This window comes from Pseudomonas sp. HP_08 (assembly GCF_055284095.1).
Genome location: NZ_JBTOQC010000003.1, coordinates 102,595 through 122,601, shown reverse-complemented (window position 1 = coordinate 122,601; position 20,007 = coordinate 102,595). Strand labels below are relative to the sequence as shown.

General features: G+C 58.9%; 19 protein-coding genes. 14 read left to right on the top strand and 5 right to left on the bottom strand.

Annotation, left to right across the window (positions count from 1 at the left end; all coding sequences use genetic code 11):
* The first annotated feature begins 16 nt into the window (after window positions 1–16).
* The 11 genes from ACYAS9_RS04615 to fabF all read left to right on the top strand — a co-directional run bounded on the left by ACYAS9_RS04615 (window position 17) and on the right by fabF (window position 13,817).
* Entirely contained in the window at window positions 17–2,224 is a 2,208-nt protein-coding gene (locus ACYAS9_RS04615; RefSeq protein ID WP_463567235.1) for a bifunctional prephenate dehydrogenase/3-phosphoshikimate 1-carboxyvinyltransferase, read from the top strand.
* The gene (gene cmk / locus ACYAS9_RS04610) at window positions 2,221–2,910 is read left to right on the top strand and encodes a (d)CMP kinase (protein WP_463567135.1); all 690 of its coding nucleotides are present in this window, start codon (window positions 2,221–2,223) and stop codon (window positions 2,908–2,910) included. Before ACYAS9_RS04615 ends, cmk begins: the two co-directional genes overlap by 4 nt.
* Window positions 2,911–3,031: 121 nt before the next feature.
* Window positions 3,032–4,717: a 30S ribosomal protein S1 gene (gene rpsA / locus ACYAS9_RS04605; RefSeq protein ID WP_463567134.1), complete on the top strand. Its 1,686-nt coding sequence runs from the start codon at window positions 3,032–3,034 to the stop codon at window positions 4,715–4,717.
* 286 nt (window positions 4,718–5,003) lie between these two features.
* Window positions 5,004–5,318, top strand: coding sequence for an integration host factor subunit beta (gene ihfB / locus ACYAS9_RS04600; RefSeq protein ID WP_463567133.1), 315 nt, complete (start codon window positions 5,004–5,006; stop codon window positions 5,316–5,318).
* 4 nt (window positions 5,319–5,322) lie between these two features.
* Entirely contained in the window at window positions 5,323–5,565 is a 243-nt protein-coding gene (locus ACYAS9_RS04595; RefSeq protein WP_463567132.1) for a lipopolysaccharide assembly protein LapA domain-containing protein, read from the top strand.
* Between the two features lie 404 nt (window positions 5,566–5,969).
* Entirely contained in the window at window positions 5,970–7,442 is a 1,473-nt protein-coding gene (locus tag ACYAS9_RS04590; RefSeq protein ID WP_463567131.1) for an MBL fold metallo-hydrolase, read from the top strand.
* 347 nt (window positions 7,443–7,789) lie between these two features.
* Window positions 7,790–8,770: a UDP-glucose 4-epimerase family protein gene (locus tag ACYAS9_RS04585; protein ID WP_463567130.1), complete on the top strand. Its 981-nt coding sequence runs from the start codon at window positions 7,790–7,792 to the stop codon at window positions 8,768–8,770.
* On the top strand, window positions 8,763–9,779 hold the full coding sequence (locus tag ACYAS9_RS04580; RefSeq protein ID WP_463567129.1) for an MraY family glycosyltransferase: 1,017 nt from the start codon (window positions 8,763–8,765) through the stop codon (window positions 9,777–9,779). Before ACYAS9_RS04585 ends, ACYAS9_RS04580 begins: the two co-directional genes overlap by 8 nt.
* A gap of 115 nt (window positions 9,780–9,894) precedes the next feature.
* Window positions 9,895–11,889, top strand: a complete 1,995-nt coding sequence (locus tag ACYAS9_RS04575; protein ID WP_463567128.1) for a polysaccharide biosynthesis protein — start codon at window positions 9,895–9,897, stop codon at window positions 11,887–11,889.
* Between the two features lie 151 nt (window positions 11,890–12,040).
* The gene (locus ACYAS9_RS04570; RefSeq protein ID WP_463567127.1) at window positions 12,041–12,379 is read left to right on the top strand and encodes a ComEA family DNA-binding protein; all 339 of its coding nucleotides are present in this window, start codon (window positions 12,041–12,043) and stop codon (window positions 12,377–12,379) included.
* 163 nt (window positions 12,380–12,542) lie between these two features.
* Entirely contained in the window at window positions 12,543–13,817 is a 1,275-nt protein-coding gene (fabF, locus tag ACYAS9_RS04565) for a beta-ketoacyl-ACP synthase II (protein WP_463567126.1), read from the top strand.
* A 4-nt stretch (window positions 13,818–13,821) separates the two neighbouring features.
* Here fabF and ACYAS9_RS04560 read toward each other — a convergent pair whose 3' ends face one another.
* On the bottom strand, window positions 13,822–14,376 hold the full coding sequence (locus ACYAS9_RS04560; RefSeq protein WP_463567125.1) for a TetR/AcrR family transcriptional regulator: 555 nt from the start codon (window positions 14,374–14,376) through the stop codon (window positions 13,822–13,824).
* 295 nt (window positions 14,377–14,671) lie between these two features.
* Here ACYAS9_RS04560 and ACYAS9_RS04555 point away from each other — a divergent pair, with 295 nt between their 5' ends.
* Window positions 14,672–15,949, top strand: coding sequence for a serine/threonine transporter (locus ACYAS9_RS04555; protein WP_463567124.1), 1,278 nt, complete (start codon window positions 14,672–14,674; stop codon window positions 15,947–15,949).
* Between the two features lie 51 nt (window positions 15,950–16,000).
* Here the strand turns inward: ACYAS9_RS04555 and ACYAS9_RS04550 are convergent, their stop codons facing one another.
* The 3 genes from ACYAS9_RS04550 to ACYAS9_RS04540 form a co-directional block, all read right to left on the bottom strand.
* A complete protein-coding gene (locus tag ACYAS9_RS04550; RefSeq protein WP_463567123.1) occupies window positions 16,001–16,198 on the bottom strand; it encodes a hypothetical protein in 198 nt (65 codons plus the stop codon).
* A 167-nt stretch (window positions 16,199–16,365) separates the two neighbouring features.
* Window positions 16,366–16,848, bottom strand: a complete 483-nt coding sequence (locus ACYAS9_RS04545; RefSeq protein ID WP_463567122.1) for a GreA/GreB family elongation factor — start codon at window positions 16,846–16,848, stop codon at window positions 16,366–16,368.
* A gap of 3 nt (window positions 16,849–16,851) precedes the next feature.
* Entirely contained in the window at window positions 16,852–17,241 is a 390-nt protein-coding gene (locus tag ACYAS9_RS04540; protein WP_463567121.1) for a hypothetical protein, read from the bottom strand.
* Window positions 17,242–17,358: 117 nt separating this feature from the next.
* Between ACYAS9_RS04540 and earP the strand changes: the two genes are divergently transcribed.
* Window positions 17,359–18,492: an elongation factor P maturation arginine rhamnosyltransferase EarP gene (earP, locus tag ACYAS9_RS04535; RefSeq protein WP_463567120.1), complete on the top strand. Its 1,134-nt coding sequence runs from the start codon at window positions 17,359–17,361 to the stop codon at window positions 18,490–18,492.
* Between the two features lie 99 nt (window positions 18,493–18,591).
* A complete protein-coding gene (locus ACYAS9_RS04530) occupies window positions 18,592–19,161 on the top strand; it encodes an elongation factor P (RefSeq protein ID WP_003226785.1) in 570 nt (189 codons plus the stop codon).
* A 71-nt stretch (window positions 19,162–19,232) separates the two neighbouring features.
* Here the strand turns inward: ACYAS9_RS04530 and ACYAS9_RS04525 are convergent, their stop codons facing one another.
* Window positions 19,233–19,979: an SDR family oxidoreductase gene (locus ACYAS9_RS04525; RefSeq protein ID WP_463567119.1), complete on the bottom strand. Its 747-nt coding sequence runs from the start codon at window positions 19,977–19,979 to the stop codon at window positions 19,233–19,235.
* Window positions 19,980–20,007 lie beyond the last annotated feature (28 nt).

Here is a 20,007-nt window from a genome sequence, read left to right as displayed (position 1 = left end):
GCAAGCGAGCGGGCCGTTGATCGGTCGCCTGGTGGTGGTCGGACTCGGCCTGATCGGCGGCTCCTTTGCCAAGGGCATTCGGCAGAGCGGCCTGTGTCGTGAAGTGGTCGGCGTTGACCTGGACCCGCAGTCACGGCGTCTGGCGGTCGAGCTTGGGGTGGTCGACCGTTGCGAGGCGGATCTGGCCAGTGCCTGTTGCGGCGCTGACTTGATCCAGCTGGCGGTGCCGATCCTGGCCATGGAGAAAGTCCTTGCCCGGTTGGCGCCGCTTGACCTGGGCAATGCCATTCTCACCGATGTCGGCAGCGCCAAAGGCAATGTGGTACGGGCCGCGCAGCAAGCCTTCGGGGCCATGCCTGCGCGTTTTGTGCCGGGGCATCCGATTGCCGGTTCCGAGCAGAGCGGCGTGGAAGCGTCCAATGCCGACCTGTTTCGCCGTCACAAAGTGATTCTCACGCCGCTGCCGGACACCGACCCCGAGGCGGTCAGTGTGGTGCATCGACTGTGGGCTGCGCTGGGCGCCGATGTCGAGCACATGCGCGTCGAGCGGCATGACGAAGTGCTGGCGGCGACCAGCCACCTGCCGCATTTGCTGGCGTTCAACCTGGTCGACTCGCTGGCCAAGCGTAACGAGAATCTGGAAATCTTCCGCTATGCGGCCGGTGGTTTCCGTGACTTCACCCGCATTGCCGGCAGTGATCCGGTGATGTGGCATGACATTTTTCTGGCCAATCGCGAGGCGGTGCTGCGCACGCTGGACCTCTACCGCAGTGACCTGGATGACCTGCGTGAGGCGGTTCAGGCCGGCGACGGTCACCAGTTGCTCGGGGTGTTTACCCGGGCGCGCATGGCGCGTGAGCATTTCGGCAAGATTCTCGCCCGGCGCGCGTACGTCGAGCCCCAGGCTGAGGTCGACCAGGTCTTTGTGGCCAGCCCGGGCGGGCAGGTCAGTGGTCGCTTGCGGGTGCCGGGCGATAAATCGATTTCCCATCGGGCAATCATTTTCGGTTCGCTGGCTGAGGGCACGACCGAGGTCGAAGGCTTTGTCGAGGGTGAGGATGGTCTGGCGACCTTGCAGGCGTTCCGTGACCTGGGTGTGGTCATCGAAGGTCCGCACCACGGCCGGGTGAGCATTCATGGCGTCGGCCTGCAGGGTTTGAAATCGGCGCCGGGGCCGATTTATCTGGGTAATTCCGGAACCTCGATGCGTTTGCTGGCAGGCTTGCTGGCAGCGCAAAGCTTTGACAGTACCCTGACCGGCAATGCGACCTTGTCCAGGCGTTCGATGAGCCGGGTGGTCGAGCCTTTGCGGGCCATGGGCGCGGTGATCGAAACCGCCGCCGAAGGCTGTGCGCCGCTGATCATTCGTGGCGGGCAGCACCTTGTCGGGCAGGTGTGCGAGTCACCGCTGGCCAGTGCTCAGGTCAAATCCTGCCTGTTGCTGGCGGGGCTTTACGCCGAGGGCCGCACCACGGTCAGCGAGCCGGCCGCGACCCGCGACCATACCGAGCGTTTGCTGCAGGGCTTCGGTTATCCGCTGGAGCGTAGCGAAGGACAGGTCACTGTCGAGCCGGGGCATCGACTGCAGGCGGCGCGCATAGAAGTGCCAGGCGATATTTCTTCGGCAGCGTTCTTCATGGTCGCCGCCTCCATTGCCAAAGACTGCGAGCTGTTGCTTGAGCACGTCGGCATCAATCCGACCCGTACAGGCGTGATTGATATCCTGCGTCTGATGGGCGCTGATATCAGCCTTGAAAACGTCCGGCAAGTGGGCGGCGAGCCAGTGGCTGACGTGCGGGTACGCTCGGCACCGCTGGTCGGAATAAATATTCCTGAAGCGCTGGTGCCGCTGGCTGTCGACGAGTTTCCGGTGTTGTTCGTCGCTGCCGCCTGTGCCCGCGGATGCACGGTGTTGCGCGGTGCGCAGGTGTTGCGGGGCAGGGACTCGGACCGTATCCAGCTTATGGCTGACGGCTTGCAGGTGATGGGGATCAATGCCCAGCCTACAGCCGATGGCATCATTATCGAAGGTGGCGCGCCGGGTGGCGGCGACATCAACGCCCATGGCGACCACCGCGTCGCCATGGCTTTCAGTGTCGCCGCCTTGCGGGCGACGGCACCGATCCGGATTCGCGGCTGTGCAAACGTTGCGACATCCTTTCCTAATTTCCTGGCGCTGTGCGCTCAAGTCGGCATGCCTGTTGCGCAAGAGGAATCATTGTGAAAATCAAAGCACCTGTTATCACCATCGACGGACCAAGCGGTTCGGGCAAGGGCACCATCGCAGGTTTGCTGGCCAGTCAATTGGGCTGGTGTTTGCTCGACTCTGGCGCGCTGTACCGTCTGTTGGCGTTCGCTGCCAGCAATCATGGGGTCGACCTGACCAATGAAGAGGCGCTCAAGTTGCTGGCGGCGCATCTGGATGTGCAGTTTGTGGCCGGTGAAAACGGTCAGGGCCAGCGCATTATTCTGGAAGGCGACGAAGTGACCCTGGCGATCCGCAACGAACAGGTCGGCAGCGGTGCCTCGCAAGTCGCTTCGTTGCCAGCGGTGCGCGACGCCCTGTTGCTGCGCCAGCGGGCATTTCAGGAGGCGCCGGGCCTGGTGGCCGATGGCCGGGACATGGGAACCGTGGTTTTTCCCGACGCACCGCTGAAGATTTTTCTGACCGCCAGCGCCGAAGAACGTGCGCGTCGCCGTTACCTGCAGTTGAAGGCCAAGGGTGATGATGTTAGTCTTACGAGTCTGCTAGATGAGATACGTGTCCGCGATGAGCGTGACACCCAGCGAGCGGTTGCGCCGCTCAAACCAGCGCACGACGCCATTCAGCTGGATTCCACGGAATTGTCCATCGAGCAGGTGTTGCAACGCATCCTGAGCGAAGTCGCGCTACGCGACATCGCAGGATGATCAAGACGTCTTGCGGGGGACCAGACAACGTCCCGCAGGCATCTCTTATATGAACGAAACCCACGTGGTCTGGAACGTGGCAGATGGGCGTATTCTTCGCCCTTGATCAACAGGAATTAAAATGAGCGAAAGCTTTGCAGAACTTTTTGAAGAAAGCCTGAAAACCCTGAACCTTCAGCCAGGCGCAATCATTACCGGTATCGTTGTCGACATCGACGGCGACTGGGTAACTGTACACGCCGGCCTGAAGTCCGAAGGCGTCATCCCGCTCGAGCAGTTCTACAACGATGCTGGCGAGCTGACCATCAAGGTCGGTGACGAAGTTCACGTAGCGCTGGACGCGGTCGAAGACGGCTTTGGCGAAACCAAGCTGTCCCGCGAGAAAGCCAAGCGCGCCGAGTGCTGGATTGTTCTGGAAGCAGCTTTCGCCGCTGAAGAAGTGGTCAAGGGCGTTATCAACGGCAAGGTCAAAGGCGGTTTCACCGTCGACGTCAACGGCATCCGTGCGTTCCTGCCGGGTTCGCTGGTCGACGTTCGTCCAGTGCGCGACACCACGCACCTGGAAGGCAAAGAGCTCGAGTTCAAGGTCATCAAGCTGGACCAGAAGCGCAACAACGTTGTCGTTTCCCGTCGCAGTGTCCTGGAAGCCGAGAACAGTGCCGAGCGCGAAGCTCTGCTGGAATCCCTGCAGGAAGGTCAGCAAGTCAAGGGTATCGTCAAAAACCTCACCGACTACGGCGCGTTCGTGGACCTGGGTGGCGTCGATGGCCTGCTGCACATCACCGACATGGCCTGGAAGCGCATCAAGCATCCGTCGGAAATCGTCAACGTTGGCGACGAGATCGACGTCAAGGTTCTGAAGTACGATCGCGAGCGCAATCGTGTTTCCCTGGGTCTGAAGCAACTGGGTGAAGACCCATGGGTTGCTATCAAGGCTCGTTACCCAGAGAGCACCCGCGTGACTGCACGCGTTACCAACCTGACCGACTACGGCTGCTTCGCAGAGCTGGAAGAAGGCGTGGAAGGTCTGGTGCACGTTTCCGAAATGGACTGGACCAACAAGAACATCCACCCTTCGAAAGTCGTTCAGGTTGGCGACGAAGTGGAAGTCATGGTTCTGGACATCGACGAAGAGCGTCGTCGTATCTCCCTGGGCATCAAACAGTGCAAGTCCAACCCATGGGAAGACTTCTCTGGCCAGTTCAACAAGGGCGACCGTATCTCCGGCACCATCAAGTCGATCACCGATTTCGGTATCTTCATTGGTCTGGACGGCGGCATCGACGGTCTGGTTCACCTGTCCGACATCTCCTGGAACGAAGCCGGTGAAGAAGCCGTTCGCCGCTTCAAGAAGGGCGACGAGCTGGACACCGTCATCCTGTCGGTTGACCCGGAGCGCGAGCGCATCTCCCTGGGTATCAAGCAACTGGAAAGCGATCCGTTCTCCGAGTACGTCAATGTCAATGACAAAGGCGCTATCGTTCGCGGTATCGTGAAAGAAGTTGATGCCAAGGGCGCTATCGTTACCCTGGCAGACGACATCGAAGCGACTCTGAAAGCTTCCGAAATCAGCCGTGACCGCGTTGAAGACGCACGTAACGTTCTGAAAGAAGGCGAAGAGATCGAAGCGAAGATCATCAGCGTTGATCGCAAGAGCCGCGTGATCAGCCTGTCGATCAAGTCGAAAGACGTCGAAGAAGAGAAAGAAGCCATTCAGAGCCTGCGTAACAAGCCTGAAGCGGTTGAAAGCACCGGTCCGACCACCATTGGTGATCTGCTGCGTGCCCAGATGGAAAAACAGAACTAAGTTCTGCTTAACCATCAAGAAAAAGGGCGACTTCGGTCGCCCTTTTTTGTGGGCGACAGAAATATTTCGTCACTTTTTTGCTTGCCTTCTCAGTACGGTCCTGGTCGGGTGGGTTGTGCCCCAAATGCCGGCCGGCCGCAAGCTGCCGTCCGTCATGCTACGGTCACCTTGATATGCAGCGCCAAGAATGTCTCTGATAAGTCAAGATGCAGGCTGTTCAAATTCATCCGGTCATGCTAAAACCTTCGAAGCGCTGATCTAGCTGCTTGAAAAAGAAGGGAAAATTATGACGAAGTCGGAGTTGATCGAACGAATTGTCACCCATCAGGGGCTGCTCTCATCCAAGGATGTGGAGCTGGCCATCAAGACCATGCTCGAGCAAATGTCCCAATGCCTGGCCACTGGCGATCGTATCGAGATACGAGGCTTTGGCAGCTTTTCTTTGCATTACCGGGCTCCACGCCTGGGCCGTAACCCCAAGACCGGTCAGTCGGTCAGTCTGGACGGCAAATTTGTTCCTCACTTCAAACCGGGCAAGGAGCTACGCGACCGGGTAAATGAAGATGAAGAAGAGTTCGCCCACGCAGCACAGAGGGATTAGCACCATGCGTACATTCAAAAAAATATTTTCGGTTGCGGTCTTGTTGTTGCTGATCGCAGTGACAGCAGTGTTCGTGCTGGAAAATCGCCAGCCCGTCGGCCTGACATTCTTCGGGTGGTCGGCACCGCAGTTGTCTCTGGCGGTACCCGTTATTCTGGCGTTGTTGCTGGGCATGTTGATTGGGCCGGTACTGGCCTGGTTTGCGGGTCTTACAAAGAAACGTCCGGTCTCTACACGCTCTGTCTGATACTCACTGACAACGTGCTGCCTGTGTCGGTGAGAGTCCGGATTGCCGTGGATCGCAAATGTGTGCGTCGTGCCTGCGACGCCTGTGACGACATGTCTATGTACGAGCCAGTCTGACTGGTTTGGTAATTTTTCATTCCTGCCTGTAGGAGATTTCTCTCATATTGAGGGGAATGTTCCACTTAAGTTGTCGCTGATATCTACTTGTTCTTATCAGGTCGCTATCGGCAGCATTCTTCGTCAAAATTGCGTGATTCTTCAAGGTTTGGCGAGTTTGCCTTGCCGATTGAAAATCAACGACGCCCATGCAAAATGCGCCTCTTTTATAAAGAAATCTGCCGAGCACGATTTCTGCGGGTCTGCCTGCACTATTCCCCGGTCAGGTCCCGATGATGAGGTCATTGAATGCATTATCCGCACATGCTTCATCACGGCGCGACCGAGCGCGTGACAGGTTCCTGCCACCAACTGTTCATGGATCCGCACAGCAGTGTGTTGATCGATTGCGGAGCCGATAATGATGCGACAAGCCCGGGTGTGCTGGACATCGCACCCGAGACGCTCAAGGCGCTGATTGTTACCCATGTTCATAACGATCATGTGGGTCGTCTGCCCGAACTCCTGGCATCGGGTTTCAAAGGGCCCATTCTGTGCAGCGATGCCTCAGCCAGGCTGTTGCCGCTGGTCATGGAGGATGTGCTCAAGCATGGCTATACCCACGACAGCCAGCAGGTTAAGCGCTTTCTGGAAATAATCCGGCGCAGAATCGTCGCTTTGCCATTCGAGCGCTGGTTCACGATCGTTGATACGCCATCCTTGCTGTGTCGCCTGCGCCTGCAGCGTGCCGGACACATTCTGGGGTCGGCCTATGTTGAATGCGATCTCCAGTACCCTGCACAGGACCCTGCACAGAAGCGCGAGGTACGGGTCGTTTTTTCCGGCGACCTCGGGGCTTGTCATGCCCCGATCCTGCGCAGTCCGCGTTCGCCGGAACGTGCCGATGTGCTGGTTCTGGAAAGCACCTATGGCGATCGATTACATGCCGATCGCACTCAGCGGCAGGCGCGCCTGGAGGCGGTTATCGACCAGGCTCTGGAAAATGGCGGCACGGTATTGCTGCCAGCCTTCAGCATCGGGCGTACTCAAGAGTTGTTGTATGAGCTTGAGGATATTTTGCGTCGCAAAGCCCTGTCAGGTCCTGCCACGGCTGCGCAACGAGAGATGGCTCAAGGCATATCGATCGATTGGGCACAGTTGCCGGTCATTCTGGACTCGCCGCTGGCCAGTCGCTTTACCAAGGTGTATCGCGCATTCCATGCCGACTGGGACCGCAATGCTCAGCAACGGCTGGCCGAAGGCCGTACCCCGCTGGGTTTTGATCAACTGGTCACTATTGATGGTCATGTGAAACATATGCAGGCGGTCAATTACCTGGCCAGCACCGCGCGTCCTGCCATTGTGATTGCCGGGCATGGCATGTGCTCGGGTGGGCGAATCGTCAATTACCTCAAGGCCATGCTGGGGGATCCGCGGCACAACATCGTGTTTGTCGGCTACCAGGCCAAGGGCACGCCTGGCCGGGTCATACAGTCTCAAGGCGAATCGAAAAAGCCTGCGCGTGTCGAGCTGGATGGCGTGCTTTTCGATATCCACGCCGGTGTCAGTACAGTGGCCGGGTATTCTGCGCATGCGGATCAGCAGGGCTTGCTGTCATTCGTCACCGGCATGGCGCAATGGCCTGGCCAGATACGTCTGGTGCATGGCGAGGCCGCTGCCAAGAAAGCCCTGGGCGAGAGCCTTGTCCGTGTTTATCGCCAGCATGACAAGGCGCTTCAACTATTGATCCCTGGCAAGCACGAAGAACCACAGGGTAGTTAAGGGAAGCGTGTATAGGGACAGAATATGCCGTGCTTATAACTTCAGATAAAACAATCTGTAGGACATAACCTACCTTTAACTAAGTCATTTCTGCCGTGCATGTCGCCTGTTCGATGGATAGCGCCCGCAAAGATATTTATCTTATTGTTTGAGGGTTGCCTGCCTGGGTAGTTTGCAGTCGACCGTTGCTTCTGGATAAGCTGGCCACGGGCCATTTCATCGCCGGGTCTATGAAGCCGACGCTACGAAACCCCCTGCGCCGAGGGAGGTTAATGCTAGACTGGCGGCACTGTTTCAAATGAACTTTCAGTTATGTGATCAAAGGTCGGAATAATGAGAGGTAACGCATGACAGGCCTGCCTGTCTCTATTGCGGTCACTGGTGCAACAGGTTTTGTCGGAAGTGCAATCGTTCGGCATCTTGTGGACAATACTTCACATCGAGTCTGTATTGCGGTTCGTCGCGATTACCCGAAGGCCGACTCGCGCATTGAAGTTGTCAGGGTCGGCGATCTTGCGCCGGACAATCAGTGGCAAGCGCTTGTGGCCGGTCGCGAAGTGGTTATCCATTGTGCCGCTCGTGTGCATGTATTGAATGACTCAGTTGCCGACCCTGAAGCCCACTATGTTCGAGACAACGTTGCTGCAACGCTGAATCTGGCCGAGCAGGCTGCAAAGGCCGGGGTAAAGCGGTTTATTTTCATCAGTTCGATCAAGGTCAATGGCGAGTATTCACCCTCGGGCCTGCCTTTCAAGGCTGACGACTGTGCCCGGCCGCTGGATCCTTACGGGGTGTCCAAGCAGGTGGCTGAAGAGGGCTTGCGCGAACTGGCCAGGCGTACCGCGATGGAGGTGGTCATTGTCCGCCCCGTGCTGGTCTATGGGCCGGGAGTCAAGGCCAATTTCCTGAACATGATGCGCTGGCTCGACAAAGGCATACCGCTGCCCCTGGGGGCTATCGATAATCGCCGCAGCCTGGTCGCACTGGCCAACCTGGTGGACCTGGTGGTGAGGTGTATCGATCATCCGAATGCAGCCAACCAGACCTTTCTGGTCAGTGACGGCCAGGACCTGTCGACCACGCAGCTCTTGCAGCGCATGGCCAAGGCGCTTGGCAAGCCGGCTCGTCTGCTTCCGGTGCCGGCATGGATACTCACCGGCTTTGCCACACTTTTGGGCAGGCGCGCATTTTCACAGCGTTTGTGCAGTTCGCTGCAGGTCGATATCGACAAGACCCGGACATTGCTCGACTGGGCACCGCCGGTCGGCGTCGATGAAGCGATGAGCGAAACCGCAGCTTATTTTCTGGAACACAAAAAACATGCTTGAGTGGTTGTGGGTCGTCGCTATTGCCCTGTTGTCGCTGTCGCTGACCGCAGTGGTTCGCCGCTATGCCTTGTCCAGAAGCCTCATGGACATTCCCAATGCACGCAGCTCTCATTCCATCCCCACGCCGCGAGGCGGCGGTGTGTCGATTGTGATCGCATTTGTGCTGGCCGTTGCGCTACTGGGTGCCAGCGGCCTTGTCGGCAGTGATTTCCTGTTGGCGATGGTCGGCAGCGGTGGGTTGGTGGCGATCATAGGTTTCATGGACGACCATGGCCATATCGCCGCACGCTGGCGGCTGCTGGGGCACTTTGCTGCAGCGGCCTGGGCACTGTTCTGGCTGGGAGGTCTGGCACCGCTGGATATTTTCGGCTGGCGGTTGGAGTCGGGCTGGATCGGTACGATTCTGGCGGCCTTTTATCTGGTGTGGATGCTCAACCTCTATAACTTCATGGACGGGATTGATGGAATTGCCAGCGTCGAAGCGGTAACAGTTTGCGTTGGCGCTTGTCTTATTTACTCGGCCACCGGTTTTGGCGTGTTGGTTGCAGCGCCTGCGTTGTTGGCAGCCGCAGTGCTGGGCTTCCTGTACTGGAATTTTCCGCCGGCGCGGATCTTCATGGGCGATGCCGGCAGTGGTTTTCTGGGCATTGCACTGGGCGTGCTGTCGTTGCAGGCCGCGTGGTCATCGCCCTTGCTGTTCTGGGCCTGGCTGATTTTGCTGGGCAGCTTTGTGGTCGATGCCACGCTGACCTTGCTGCGCCGTCTGTTGCGCGGCGAGAAGGTCTATCAGGCGCACCGCAGCCATGCTTATCAGTTCGCGTCGCGTCGCTACGGCAGTCACTTGCCGGTGACCCTGTTTGTCGCGGTGATCAATATCGGCTGGCTGCTGCCATGGGCCTTTGCCGTATCACTGGGCTGGATCGAGGGTCTTGTCGGTGTGGTGCTGGCCTATGCGCCGTTGGTGGCACTGGCCTGGAAATTCAACGCAGGTCAGGCCGAGGGTGATTGACGCGGCGGGACCCGGTTTTTTCATATAGATTGTCATAATCGTTTCTGCGCATTTCATGATGTAGATGGTCGCAGAAACGATTCCAAAGAGGTGAAAGGGATTGGTTGAGGGAGTCATGGACAAATTGCGAGCTTTTCTGCTGGCGCTGCCGCGTCGGCAAAAGCGAATAATTCAGGTCTCGACCGATGTCTTGCTGGTCTGGATTGCCCTGTGGGCGTCGTTTCTGGTTCGCCTGGGAGTCGATGACCTGATCAACCCTCTGGAGAAGCACACCTGGCTGTTTATCAGTGCGCCGGTGGTGGCTATCCCGCTGTTCATTCGTTTCGGCATGTACCGGGCGGTGATGCGCTATTTCGGCAACGATGCACTGATTGCGATCATCAAGGCCGTGACCCTGTCCGCCTTGATCCTCGGCTGCCTGGTTTACGCCTACAGCAATCATCAACAGATTGTGCCGCGCTCGATCATGTTCAACTACTGGTGGTTGAGCATGGTCATGATCGGCGGCTTGCGCCTGGCCATGCGTCAGTATTTTCTCGGTGACTGGTTTGCGGCTGTGCAGCATGTGCCTTTCGCCAACCGTGACGATGGTTTGCGCAAAGTGGCGATCTATGGCGCCGGTGCCGCAGGCAACCAGTTGGTCGCTGCACTGCGCATGGGCCGTTTGATGCGTCCGGTGGCCTTTATCGACGACGATGAGTCGATTTCCAATCGGGTCATCTCCGGTCTTCAGGTCTACAAGCCCCGGCATATCCAGCGTATGATCGAGGTCACTGGCGCGCAGGAAGTGCTCTTGGCTATTCCGTCCTCGACCCGTGGCCGCCGTCGTGAAGTGCTTGGCTATCTGGAAGGTTTTCCCCTGCACGTACGCAGCGTGCCGGGTTTCATGGACCTGGCGGCTGGCCGGGTCAAGGTCGACGACTTGCAGGAAATCGATATCGCCGACCTGCTGGGCCGCGATTCGGTGCCGGCCAGAGAGAACTTGCTGGAGCACTGTATCAAGGGTCAGACCGTGCTGGTGACGGGCGCAGGTGGCTCCATCGGTTCGGAGCTTTGCCGGCAGATACTGCTGTTGAAGCCGACCGTATTGCTGTTGTTCGATCACAGCGAATTCAATCTCTACACCATTCTTTGTGAGCTTGAGCAGCGCATTAACCGCGAGTCGTTGACCGTCAAGTTGCTGCCTATTCTGGGGTCGGTGCGCAACCACCCCAAGCTGGTCGACATCATGAAGACCTGGAAGGTAGACACGGTCTACCACGCCGCCGCTTACAAGCATGTGCCTATGGTCGAGCACAATATTGCCGAAGGCGTGATCAATAACGTGGTCGGCACTCTCAACACCGCGCAGGCAGCGTTGCAGGCCGGGGTCGCCAACTTTGTACTGATCTCGACCGACAAGGCCGTCAGGCCCACCAATGTAATGGGCAGCACCAAGCGCCTGTCCGAGATGATTCTGCAGGCGTTGAGTCGTGAAGCGGCACCGGTGATGTTTGGCGATCAGTCCAATGTGCATCAGGTCAACAAGACCCGGTTCAGCATGGTCCGTTTCGGCAACGTGCTGGGTTCTTCCGGCTCGGTGATTCCGCTGTTTCACAAGCAGATTCAATCGGGTGGCCCGCTGACCGTTACTCATCCGAAGATTACCCGGTATTTCATGACCATCCCGGAGGCTGCGCAACTGGTTATCCAGGCAGGCTCCATGGGGCAGGGCGGCGATGTGTTCGTGCTCGACATGGGCGAGCCGGTCAGGATCATCGAGCTTGCCGAGAAGATGATTCATCTTTCCGGTTTGAGCATCCGCTCGGAGAAGAACCCGCATGGCGACATCTCCATCGAGTTCACCGGCCTGCGCCCCGGTGAGAAACTCTACGAAGAGTTACTGATTGGCGACAACGTGGTGGCCACCGAGCACCCGATGATCATGAGCGCCAGCGAGGATTACTTGCCATGGGAGGTCATGAAAGTCCTGCTGACCCGATTGCTGACGGCCGTCAACAACGACGACTACACCACCGTGCGCCAGTTACTGCGCGATACGGTCAGCGGTTATGCGCCTGAGGGTGAGATTGTTGACTGGATTTATCAGGAGCGCCGTCAGGAACCTTGAAAATGGCCGCTGTTTCAAGCGGCATTTGTAAGCGATTTTAAGGACATACCCCGACACGCTCTGGCTCTTATGCCGCTCCGTACATTGAACTAGTTTGCAAGGGCAGCACTGGACTGCTGCCTCGAACCTGTGAACTTACGGAGTACCTGTTATGCGCAATGCCTTGTTTTCATCCCTTCTGGCGGCCTTGCTGACCACTGTATCGATGGGCGCCATGGCGAACTCGTCCTCGCCAATGACCCCGGCCGCCGCTAGCACCCAGCCTGCGACGACCGCGATGCAGCAGTCCGTCGACAAGACCAATATCAATATGGCTGACGCCGCAACACTGCAAAAGAACCTGTCAGGCATCGGTGCCAACAAGGCCAATGCCATCGTGGCCTACCGTGAAGCCAATGGCAGCTTTACCTCGGTCGACGAATTGCTTGAAGTAAAAGGCGTTGGCAAGACCTTGCTGGATCGTAATCGCGACCGTGTCAGCATCGAATAAATCTACCCCTGCGTTACCAAAGGCCGATCACTGATCGGCCTTTGTGCGTCTGCACGCCACGGTTCTGTGCCTTGACACATTGCATGTCGGTCGACATATTAAGTTTTGAATGATGGTCAACATATGAAGGCTTTGGTTATCAAGGTCCGATCAAGGGGTGTATATGAACAAGCGGCGCATCGTGGTAACTGGCATGGGGCTGGTAACGCCATTGGGGACCGGGCTGGAAACGGTCTGGCAGCGCCTGTTGGCCGGGCACTCGGGCATTGCCCGGCTGCCTGACGACGTCGTACGGGATCTGCCGACCAGCGTCGGTGGTCGCGTGCGCGGGCTTGATGAGGACAGCGTGGCCGGCTTCGATGCTGAAATGGCCGCTCCCGCCAAAGAGCAGAAAAAGATGGACCGCTTTATCCTGTTTGCCCTGGCCGCCGCACGGCAGGCGCTGAATCAGGCCGGCTGGGTCGCGGTAACCGAAGCGCAGCAGGAGCGCACCGCCACCGTGATTGGCTCGGGTGTCGGCGGCTTTGGCTCGATTGCCGAAGCGGTACGCATCACCGACAGCCGTGGGCCACGGCGTTTGTCACCCTTCACTATTCCGTCTTTTCTGGTCAATCTGGCCGCCGGGCATGTTTCGATTCAGCATGGTTTCAAAGGGCCGCTGGGTGCGCCGGTGACGGCGTGTGCTGCAGGCGTTCAGGCGATTGGCGATGCGGCGCGGATGATTCGTGACGGCGAGGCCGACATTGCCGTGTGCGGCGGCGCGGAAGCGGCAATCGATCGCGTCAGCCTGGCCGGCTTTGCCGCTGCCAGGGCGCTGTCCAGTGGTTTCAACGAAACGCCCGAGCGCGCCTCGCGGCCTTTTGACCAGGACCGTGACGGCTTTGTCATGGGCGAGGGCGCGGGCATGCTGGTCATCGAATCGCTGGAGCATGCCCTTCAGCGTGGAGCCAGACCGATTGTTGAAATCGTGGGTTATGGCACCAGCGCCGATGCTTACCACCTTACCGCTGGCCCGGAAGATGGCAGCGGCGCACAACGAGCGATGCGCGCGGCTATTCGTCAGGCGGGCATCGAGCCTTCACAAATCCAGCACCTGAATGCCCATGCCACCTCGACTCCGGTGGGCGACAAGGGCGAACTGGCAGCCATCAAGGCGCTATTTGGCGAGCACAATGCCGTAGCCGTCACGTCCACCAAGTCGGCCACCGGCCATCTGTTGGGCGCTGCCGGTGGCATCGAGGCGGTGTTCACCGCCCTGGCCATTCGTGACCAGATTATTCCGGCGACGCTGAACCTCGATCATCCTGATTCGGCCGCACAGGGCGTTGATATCGTGCGCGGCGCGGCGCGCACGACGCCGATCGAGTACGCCTTGTCCAACGGCTTCGGGTTTGGCGGGGTCAATGCCAGCCTGCTGCTGCGGCGCTGGACAGACTGAGGGCTCAGTCTTGCTGTTTGAGGCTGGCGGCAGCTGTTTGCAGAATGCGCTCTGATAATTGCGGGTCCTGAACACTGCGAGCCAGCACCAGCGCACCGATCAGCGAAGAAAACATCATCAGGCTGCGGGCCTTTGTATCAGGGCCTTGCAGCTGTTGTTCGATGAAATCCAGGCGCAGCGCCAGTGCTTCATCGGTCAGGGCGCTGGGCTGCTCACGCTGGCCCAGTTCGGCGCACAAGGTCGGTAACGGGCAACCTCGCTCGGGGGTGTCGCGGTGTTTGGCCGACAGATACAAATCAATAAAGTCATGCAGCGGGTTGTCTGTGCTTTTCAGTGCATCGACGCGCTGACGCATCTCGTCGACCGCACAATGCAGTGCTTGCTCGATCAAATCATCCTTGGACTTGAAGTGCGCATAAAAGCCGCCGTGGGTCAGGCCCAGCGCCTTCATCAAGGGCTGCAGACCGGTTGCCCCGATGCCGTCACGGCGAAAGCGTACCGAGGCTTCCTTGACGATTTTCTGGTGGGTCTGGGTCTTGTGGTCCTGGGTGTAACGCATGTACCGGCTCCTGATCGGGGCGCTTGATAAGGTGTGCGAAATTCTTGCATGAATCAGGCTTTATCGTGCGTCTGGCGTGCATTTTATGTGGAAGAAATGCTCATGATCGCCACTTTAACGCTCGATTATTGAGCTTTTGATCCGATAGTCCTTGCTTTACGTTGCTGATCGCGGAAAATCGCGACCCTGTTTTTCAGGGTAGGCGCCGCGCTGCCAATCCTGTGTTGCCGGCGTATTCCGGCACCTTACCGCGGCGCTCTGCTTTTGCGCTAACCGGCAACGGAGACACGACCGGATGAACGATCAGGCCAATGGCGTCGCAGAACGCCTGGATGCAGCACCCGCAGTCAGCACCGCGTGGAATCGTAACGACACCACCTGGATGCTCGGGCTGTTCGGCACCGCCATCGGCGCGGGCACCTTGTTCTTGCCCATCAGTGCAGGCATGGGCGGCTTCTGGCCGCTGTTGGCCCTGGCCGTGCTGGCATTCCCGATGACGTTCTATGCGCACCGTGGCCTGACCCGCTTCGTGCTCTCGGGCCGCAACGGTGGCGACATCACCGAGGTGGTCGAGGAGCACTTCGGCAAAGGCGCCGGCGCCATGATCACCCTGCTGTACTTCTTCGCCATCTTTCCCATCCTGCTGATCTACAGCGTGGGCCTGACCAACACCGTCAGCAGCTTCCTGCAGCATCAACTGCACATCGAGCCGCCACCGCGCGCTTTGCTGGCCTTCGTGCTGATTCTCGGCTTGCTGGCAGTGGTGCGCTGCGGCGAGCAGGTGATCGTCAAGGTCATGAGCCTGATGGTCTATCCGTTCATCGTTTCGCTGCTGTTCCTGTCGGTGTATCTGATTCCGCACTGGAACGGCGGCATTCTCAGCACCGCCAGCACGTTGCCTGAGGCTTCGAGCTTTCTGCCGGCGCTGTGGCTGGCCATTCCGGTGATGGTGTTCTCGTTCAATCACACGCCCATCATTTCGGCATTTGCCGTCGACCTGAAGCGTCTGTATGGCGATCAGGCCGAAGTGCGCAGCTCTCGCATCCTGGCGCGTGCGCACCTGTTGATGGTGTTCATGGTGCTGTTCTTTGTATTCAGTTGCGTGTTCACCTTGTCGCCTGCGCAACTGGCCGAAGCCAAGGACCAGAACCTGTCGATCCTGTCTTACCTGGCCAACCACTTCAGCAACCCGACCATCGAGCTGGTGGCTCCGCTGATTGCCCTGGTGGCGATTTCCAAGTCGTTCCTGGGCCACTACATCGGCGCCAGCGAAGGCTTGAAAGGGCTGGTGGTCAAGTCTGGCCTGCGTCCGGGTGCCAAGACCCTGGATCGCCTGACCGCGCTGGCCATGCTGCTGGTGTGCTGGATCGTGGCCACACTCAACCCCAGCATCCTGCGCATGATCGAAACCCTGGGCGGCCCGGTGATTTCGGTCTTGCTGTTCCTGATGCCGATGTACGCCATTCGCAAAGTGCCGGCCATGCGCCAATACGCCGGCAAGCTGTCGAATGTGTTTGTCGTGGTCGCAGGCGTCGTCGCCATCTCGGCGCTGATCTGGTCCCTGACACACTAAGTCAAGTGGTGATGCAGAGCCCTGTCATCAGGCAGGGCTCTTGTATCCGCTTCAGTTGGGGTGCAGCGGCCGGGTCATGTACATGATGCTGGCGTATTCATGCACATACTGACGGCCTGCATGGCTGGTCAGGCGTAATTGATCGATCAGCTGCCGCTCTTTCTTGCTCAGGTATCTCAACGCCGGACTGTCGCTGGACTTCAGGCGATCACGTTCATGGGCGTCAGGGAATGCAATGACGTTCGTCATGAAAAATCTCCTTGGGTATGGGTCCTTGTTGTACTGCCCCGTCACATCCACGCGCAGGCTTTCACGTAGCGTCTTGCGTAGCCATTTATATAGCCACGACTTATATGGCCACGACGCACCTTACCCAGAAAATCCGTACACCGGCAAGCCCGTAAATGTGGGGCATGTCACAGCACTTGTGTGACGTCGAACACCTGACGCTGACCGTTGACCACGATTTCGACACTATCGTCCTGCAGTTTGCCGATCAGGCTCTGGCCCAAGGGTGCCCGAGCGGTAATCACTGTCACCAGGCAGTCGCCCAGGTGTATTTTCAGCCCGGCGGCATCCGGGCCGAGAAACAAATAGCGCATTTCGCCGTTGTCGCCTTCCAGCGTCACCAGATCACCGACCTGAATGCCCCGTGACTCATCGAAGGGTTTGGCCGAGGCCTGGCGGTACAGCGCCAGCGACTGGCGGATTTCTTCGACGCGCCGCGCCTGGCCTGCCGCCAGGTACGAGGCTTCAAGGCCCAGCGTGTCGTACTTGTTTTCAGCGATATTCTCTTCGTGGGTCGCCGCTTCATAGGCGGTCTGCGCCGCACGCTCGGCGATGTCCAGGTCGAACTGCAAGCGATCGCTGATCAATTGCAGCAGGTGAGTCTTGTTCATGGGCTATCCACAGTATTCATTGATGCCGGCGCGGCTCTTGTCGCTCGGCGCGGTGCGGTCCTGCTGCATCCAGAAATCGCACTTGGCCCGATTGAAGTTGTTGCGGCGCTGGCTGTCGGCATATTCGCGGGCCTGGCGTGCTTCGCTTTCGCGCAGGCTTTGCTGGTACTTGTCGAACAAGGCGCTGGGCTGCGTTTCGATCGGGGCCGCAGGCGGTGCAGTCAAGCGGCTGGCCGCCGCTTCCAGCGCCTGGGTCTGCTCGGCGGGCAAGGCCTTGTAAAGCAACAGAGCGGTCAGGACCACGGCAACCACGCCGAGCCAGATGCCCAGTGCAATACACAGAATCAGCTTGAGAGAAACATACACTTCGCGGCGACTGCTATAGGACGGCATGGCGATCACTTCCGGGTGCGGGACGACAGGAGCAATTGTGCCACGACCGACGCTGGTGCAAGGGCCTTGATCTAATGGACAATCGGCTTTTTCGCCCTTGGGCCTCACGGAGCCGTCATGCAAGCCTCTTGGGACATTTTCTGTGATGTCGTGGATAACTACGGCGACGTGGGCGTCACCTGGCGCCTGGCCCGGCAACTGGTCGCCGAGCATCATTGCGCCGTGCGCCTGTGGATCAACGACCTGGCCGCGTTCGTGCGTTTGTGCCCGGATGCCGATGGCGCCGCCGCCGTGCAATGGCATGCCGGCGTGCAGGTGTGTCAATGGGCCGAGCCCTGGCAACCGGCCACGGTGCCCGACGTGGTGCTCGAAGCCTTTGCCTGTCGCCTGCCGCCAGCCTACACCGAGGCGATGCTGCAACGTACGCCCCGGCCGCTCTGGCTCAACCTCGATTACCTGAGTGCCGAAGACTGGGTCAGCGGCTGTCATGGCCTGCCGTCACCGCAGGCCAACGGTCTGAAGAAGTTCTTCTTTTTCCCTGGCTTCAATGATCGCACCGGCGGCCTGCTGCGTGAGCAGGGATTGCTTGAGCAGCGCCGAGCCTTCATGGCCGATCCGCAGGCGCAGCGCGACTTCCTGAAAAGTCTGGGGGCGCAGCCGGAGGAGGGCGCGCGGCTGATCTCGCTGTTCGCTTATGAAAACCCGAATCTGGGCAGTTGGCTGGATGAGCTGGCCGGCGAGGCGCTGGCCACTCACCTGCTGGTACCGCCGGGGCGCATCCTGGGCGATTTGCAGCGCTGGCTGGATGAACCCGACCTTCAAATAGGCGCCATTCGTCGGCGCGGGGCATTGACCGTGCAGGTCGTGCCGTTCGTCCGTCAGCAAGACTATGACCGGTTGTTGTGGTGCTGCGATTTCAATGTGGTGCGCGGCGAAGACTCGTTCGTGCGCGCGCAGTGGGCGGCGCAGCCGATGCTCTGGCACATCTATCAGCAGGACGGTGATGCCCATGAGCCCAAGCTTGATGCATTTGTTGAGCTTTACAGTGCAGGACTGCCAATCGAGGCTGCGCAGGCACTGGCCGATTTCTGGCGCGCCTGGAGTGCAGGCGAGGCGCTGGGCGAGCACTGGCGGCGCTTTTCCAGGCACTGGCCGCTGTTTCGCCAGCAAGCGGCTGACTGGTGTGAACAGCAGGGCGTGCGGCGTGATCTTGCCGAGGCGCTAGTACAGTTTTACCGAAATTCGCTATGATACGCGGCCTTGATATCAGGCTCTGTACGGAAACTGCCTGCGCAGGCTATTTCTCGTACAGAGCCTTTGGTTAATTCCATCCAATTTCGGATATATGCAATGAAAACTGGTAAAGAGCTGAAACCCGGTACCGTGATCCGTATCGACAACGATCCTTGGCTGGTGCAAAAGGCCGAGTTCACCAAGTCCGGTCGTAACAGCGCAATCATGAAGACCAAGCTGAAGAACCTGCTGACCGGTTACAAGACTGAAACCGTGTACGGTGCAGACGACAAGCTGGACGACGTGATTCTGGACCGCAAGGAAGCCACCCTGTCTTTCATCAGCGGTGACACCTACACGTTCATGGACACCACTGACTACACCATGTACGAACTGAACGCCGAAGACATCGAGTCCGTTCTGCCATTCGTCGAAGAAGGCATGACCGACGTCTGCGAAGCCGTGTTCTTCGAAGAGCGCCTGGTTTCCGTAGAGCTGCCGACCACCATCGTGCGTCAGGTTGACTACACCGAAGGTTCCGCTCGCGGCGACACGTCGGGCAAGGTCATGAAGCCTGCCAAACTGAAAAACGGCACCGAGCTGAGCGTGGCTGACTTCATCGAAATCGGCGACATGATCGAGATCGATACCCGTGAAGGCGGTTCCTACAAAGGCCGTGCTAAATAAGCACTGCTTTGTAGCTGCGCTTCACAAAAAAACCCGCATGATTGCGGGTTTTTTTGTGGCTGGCGTTTGAGTCAACGGCCGCCGGCCACCGGGATGATTGCTCCGGTCACATAGGTCGCTGCCGACGACACCAGCCAACTGACGCAATCGGCGACTTCTTGCGGCGAGCCTGCGCGGCCCATCGGGATGCCGGGCGCCATGCGTTCGACCCGGTCGGGACGGCCGGCGCTGGCGTGCAGGTCGGTTTCGATCAGGCCGGGCGCTACCGTGTTGACCCGGATACCTTCCTGTGCGACTTCTTTGGCCAGGCCCGTAGTCAATGTATCCAGCGCGCCTTTGCTGGCGGCGTAATGAATCCATTCGCCGGGGCTGCCCAACTGGGCGGCGCGCGAGGAAATATTCACGATGCAGCCGCCGCGTCCGCCATGCCTTGTTGACATCCGCCGCACCGCTTCGCGTGCACAGAGAAAGGCGCCGAATACATTGACGGCAAACACCTGGGCCAGCACATCGGCACGTAACTCGTCGAGTCGCGAAAAACCGCCGGTGATGCCGCCGTTATTGACCAGCACCGCTATCGGTCCGAGGACCGTTTCGACCTGATCGAACAACGCCAGCACCTCGGCTTCAACGGCGATGTCGGCACGAAAGGCGTGTGCCCGGCCACCGCTGTCACGGATTTCCCGCACCAGTTGTTCGGCGCTGGCTTCATCCTGGGTGTAGTTCACCGCAACGGTGTAACCGTCCCGGGCTAGTGTGCGTGCGGTGGCCGCGCCGATTCCGCGACTACCGCCTGTAACGAGGGCAACTTCCTGCATGCCGGTTCCTCCTGATATCCATAAGACT

Excerpts from the sequence above, each read along its gene's own strand:
- ACYAS9_RS04545 (WP_463567122.1), bottom strand. The coding sequence starts at position 16,848 with ATGAACAAGACTCACCTGCTGCAATTGATCAGCGATCGCTTGCAGTTC.
- ACYAS9_RS04555 (WP_463567124.1), top strand. The coding sequence starts at position 14,672 with ATGAACGATCAGGCCAATGGCGTCGCAGAACGCCTGGATGCAGCACCC.
- fabF (WP_463567126.1), top strand. The coding sequence starts at position 12,543 with ATGAACAAGCGGCGCATCGTGGTAACTGGCATGGGGCTGGTAACGCCA.
- ACYAS9_RS04590 (WP_463567131.1), top strand. The coding sequence starts at position 5,970 with ATGCATTATCCGCACATGCTTCATCACGGCGCGACCGAGCGCGTGACA.
- ACYAS9_RS04580 (WP_463567129.1), top strand. The coding sequence starts at position 8,763 with ATGCTTGAGTGGTTGTGGGTCGTCGCTATTGCCCTGTTGTCGCTGTCG.
- earP (WP_463567120.1), top strand. The coding sequence starts at position 17,359 with ATGCAAGCCTCTTGGGACATTTTCTGTGATGTCGTGGATAACTACGGC.
- ACYAS9_RS04530 (WP_003226785.1), top strand. The coding sequence starts at position 18,592 with ATGAAAACTGGTAAAGAGCTGAAACCCGGTACCGTGATCCGTATCGAC.
- ACYAS9_RS04570 (WP_463567127.1), top strand. The coding sequence starts at position 12,041 with ATGCGCAATGCCTTGTTTTCATCCCTTCTGGCGGCCTTGCTGACCACT.
- rpsA (WP_463567134.1), top strand. The coding sequence starts at position 3,032 with ATGAGCGAAAGCTTTGCAGAACTTTTTGAAGAAAGCCTGAAAACCCTG.
- ihfB (WP_463567133.1), top strand. The coding sequence starts at position 5,004 with ATGACGAAGTCGGAGTTGATCGAACGAATTGTCACCCATCAGGGGCTG.
- ACYAS9_RS04550 (WP_463567123.1), bottom strand. The coding sequence starts at position 16,198 with ATGACGAACGTCATTGCATTCCCTGACGCCCATGAACGTGATCGCCTG.
- ACYAS9_RS04595 (WP_463567132.1), top strand. The coding sequence starts at position 5,323 with ATGCGTACATTCAAAAAAATATTTTCGGTTGCGGTCTTGTTGTTGCTG.
- ACYAS9_RS04560 (WP_463567125.1), bottom strand. The coding sequence starts at position 14,376 with ATGCGTTACACCCAGGACCACAAGACCCAGACCCACCAGAAAATCGTC.
- ACYAS9_RS04540 (WP_463567121.1), bottom strand. The coding sequence starts at position 17,241 with ATGCCGTCCTATAGCAGTCGCCGCGAAGTGTATGTTTCTCTCAAGCTG.
- ACYAS9_RS04525 (WP_463567119.1), bottom strand. The coding sequence starts at position 19,979 with ATGCAGGAAGTTGCCCTCGTTACAGGCGGTAGTCGCGGAATCGGCGCG.
- ACYAS9_RS04585 (WP_463567130.1), top strand. The coding sequence starts at position 7,790 with ATGACAGGCCTGCCTGTCTCTATTGCGGTCACTGGTGCAACAGGTTTT.
- ACYAS9_RS04575 (WP_463567128.1), top strand. The coding sequence starts at position 9,895 with ATGGACAAATTGCGAGCTTTTCTGCTGGCGCTGCCGCGTCGGCAAAAG.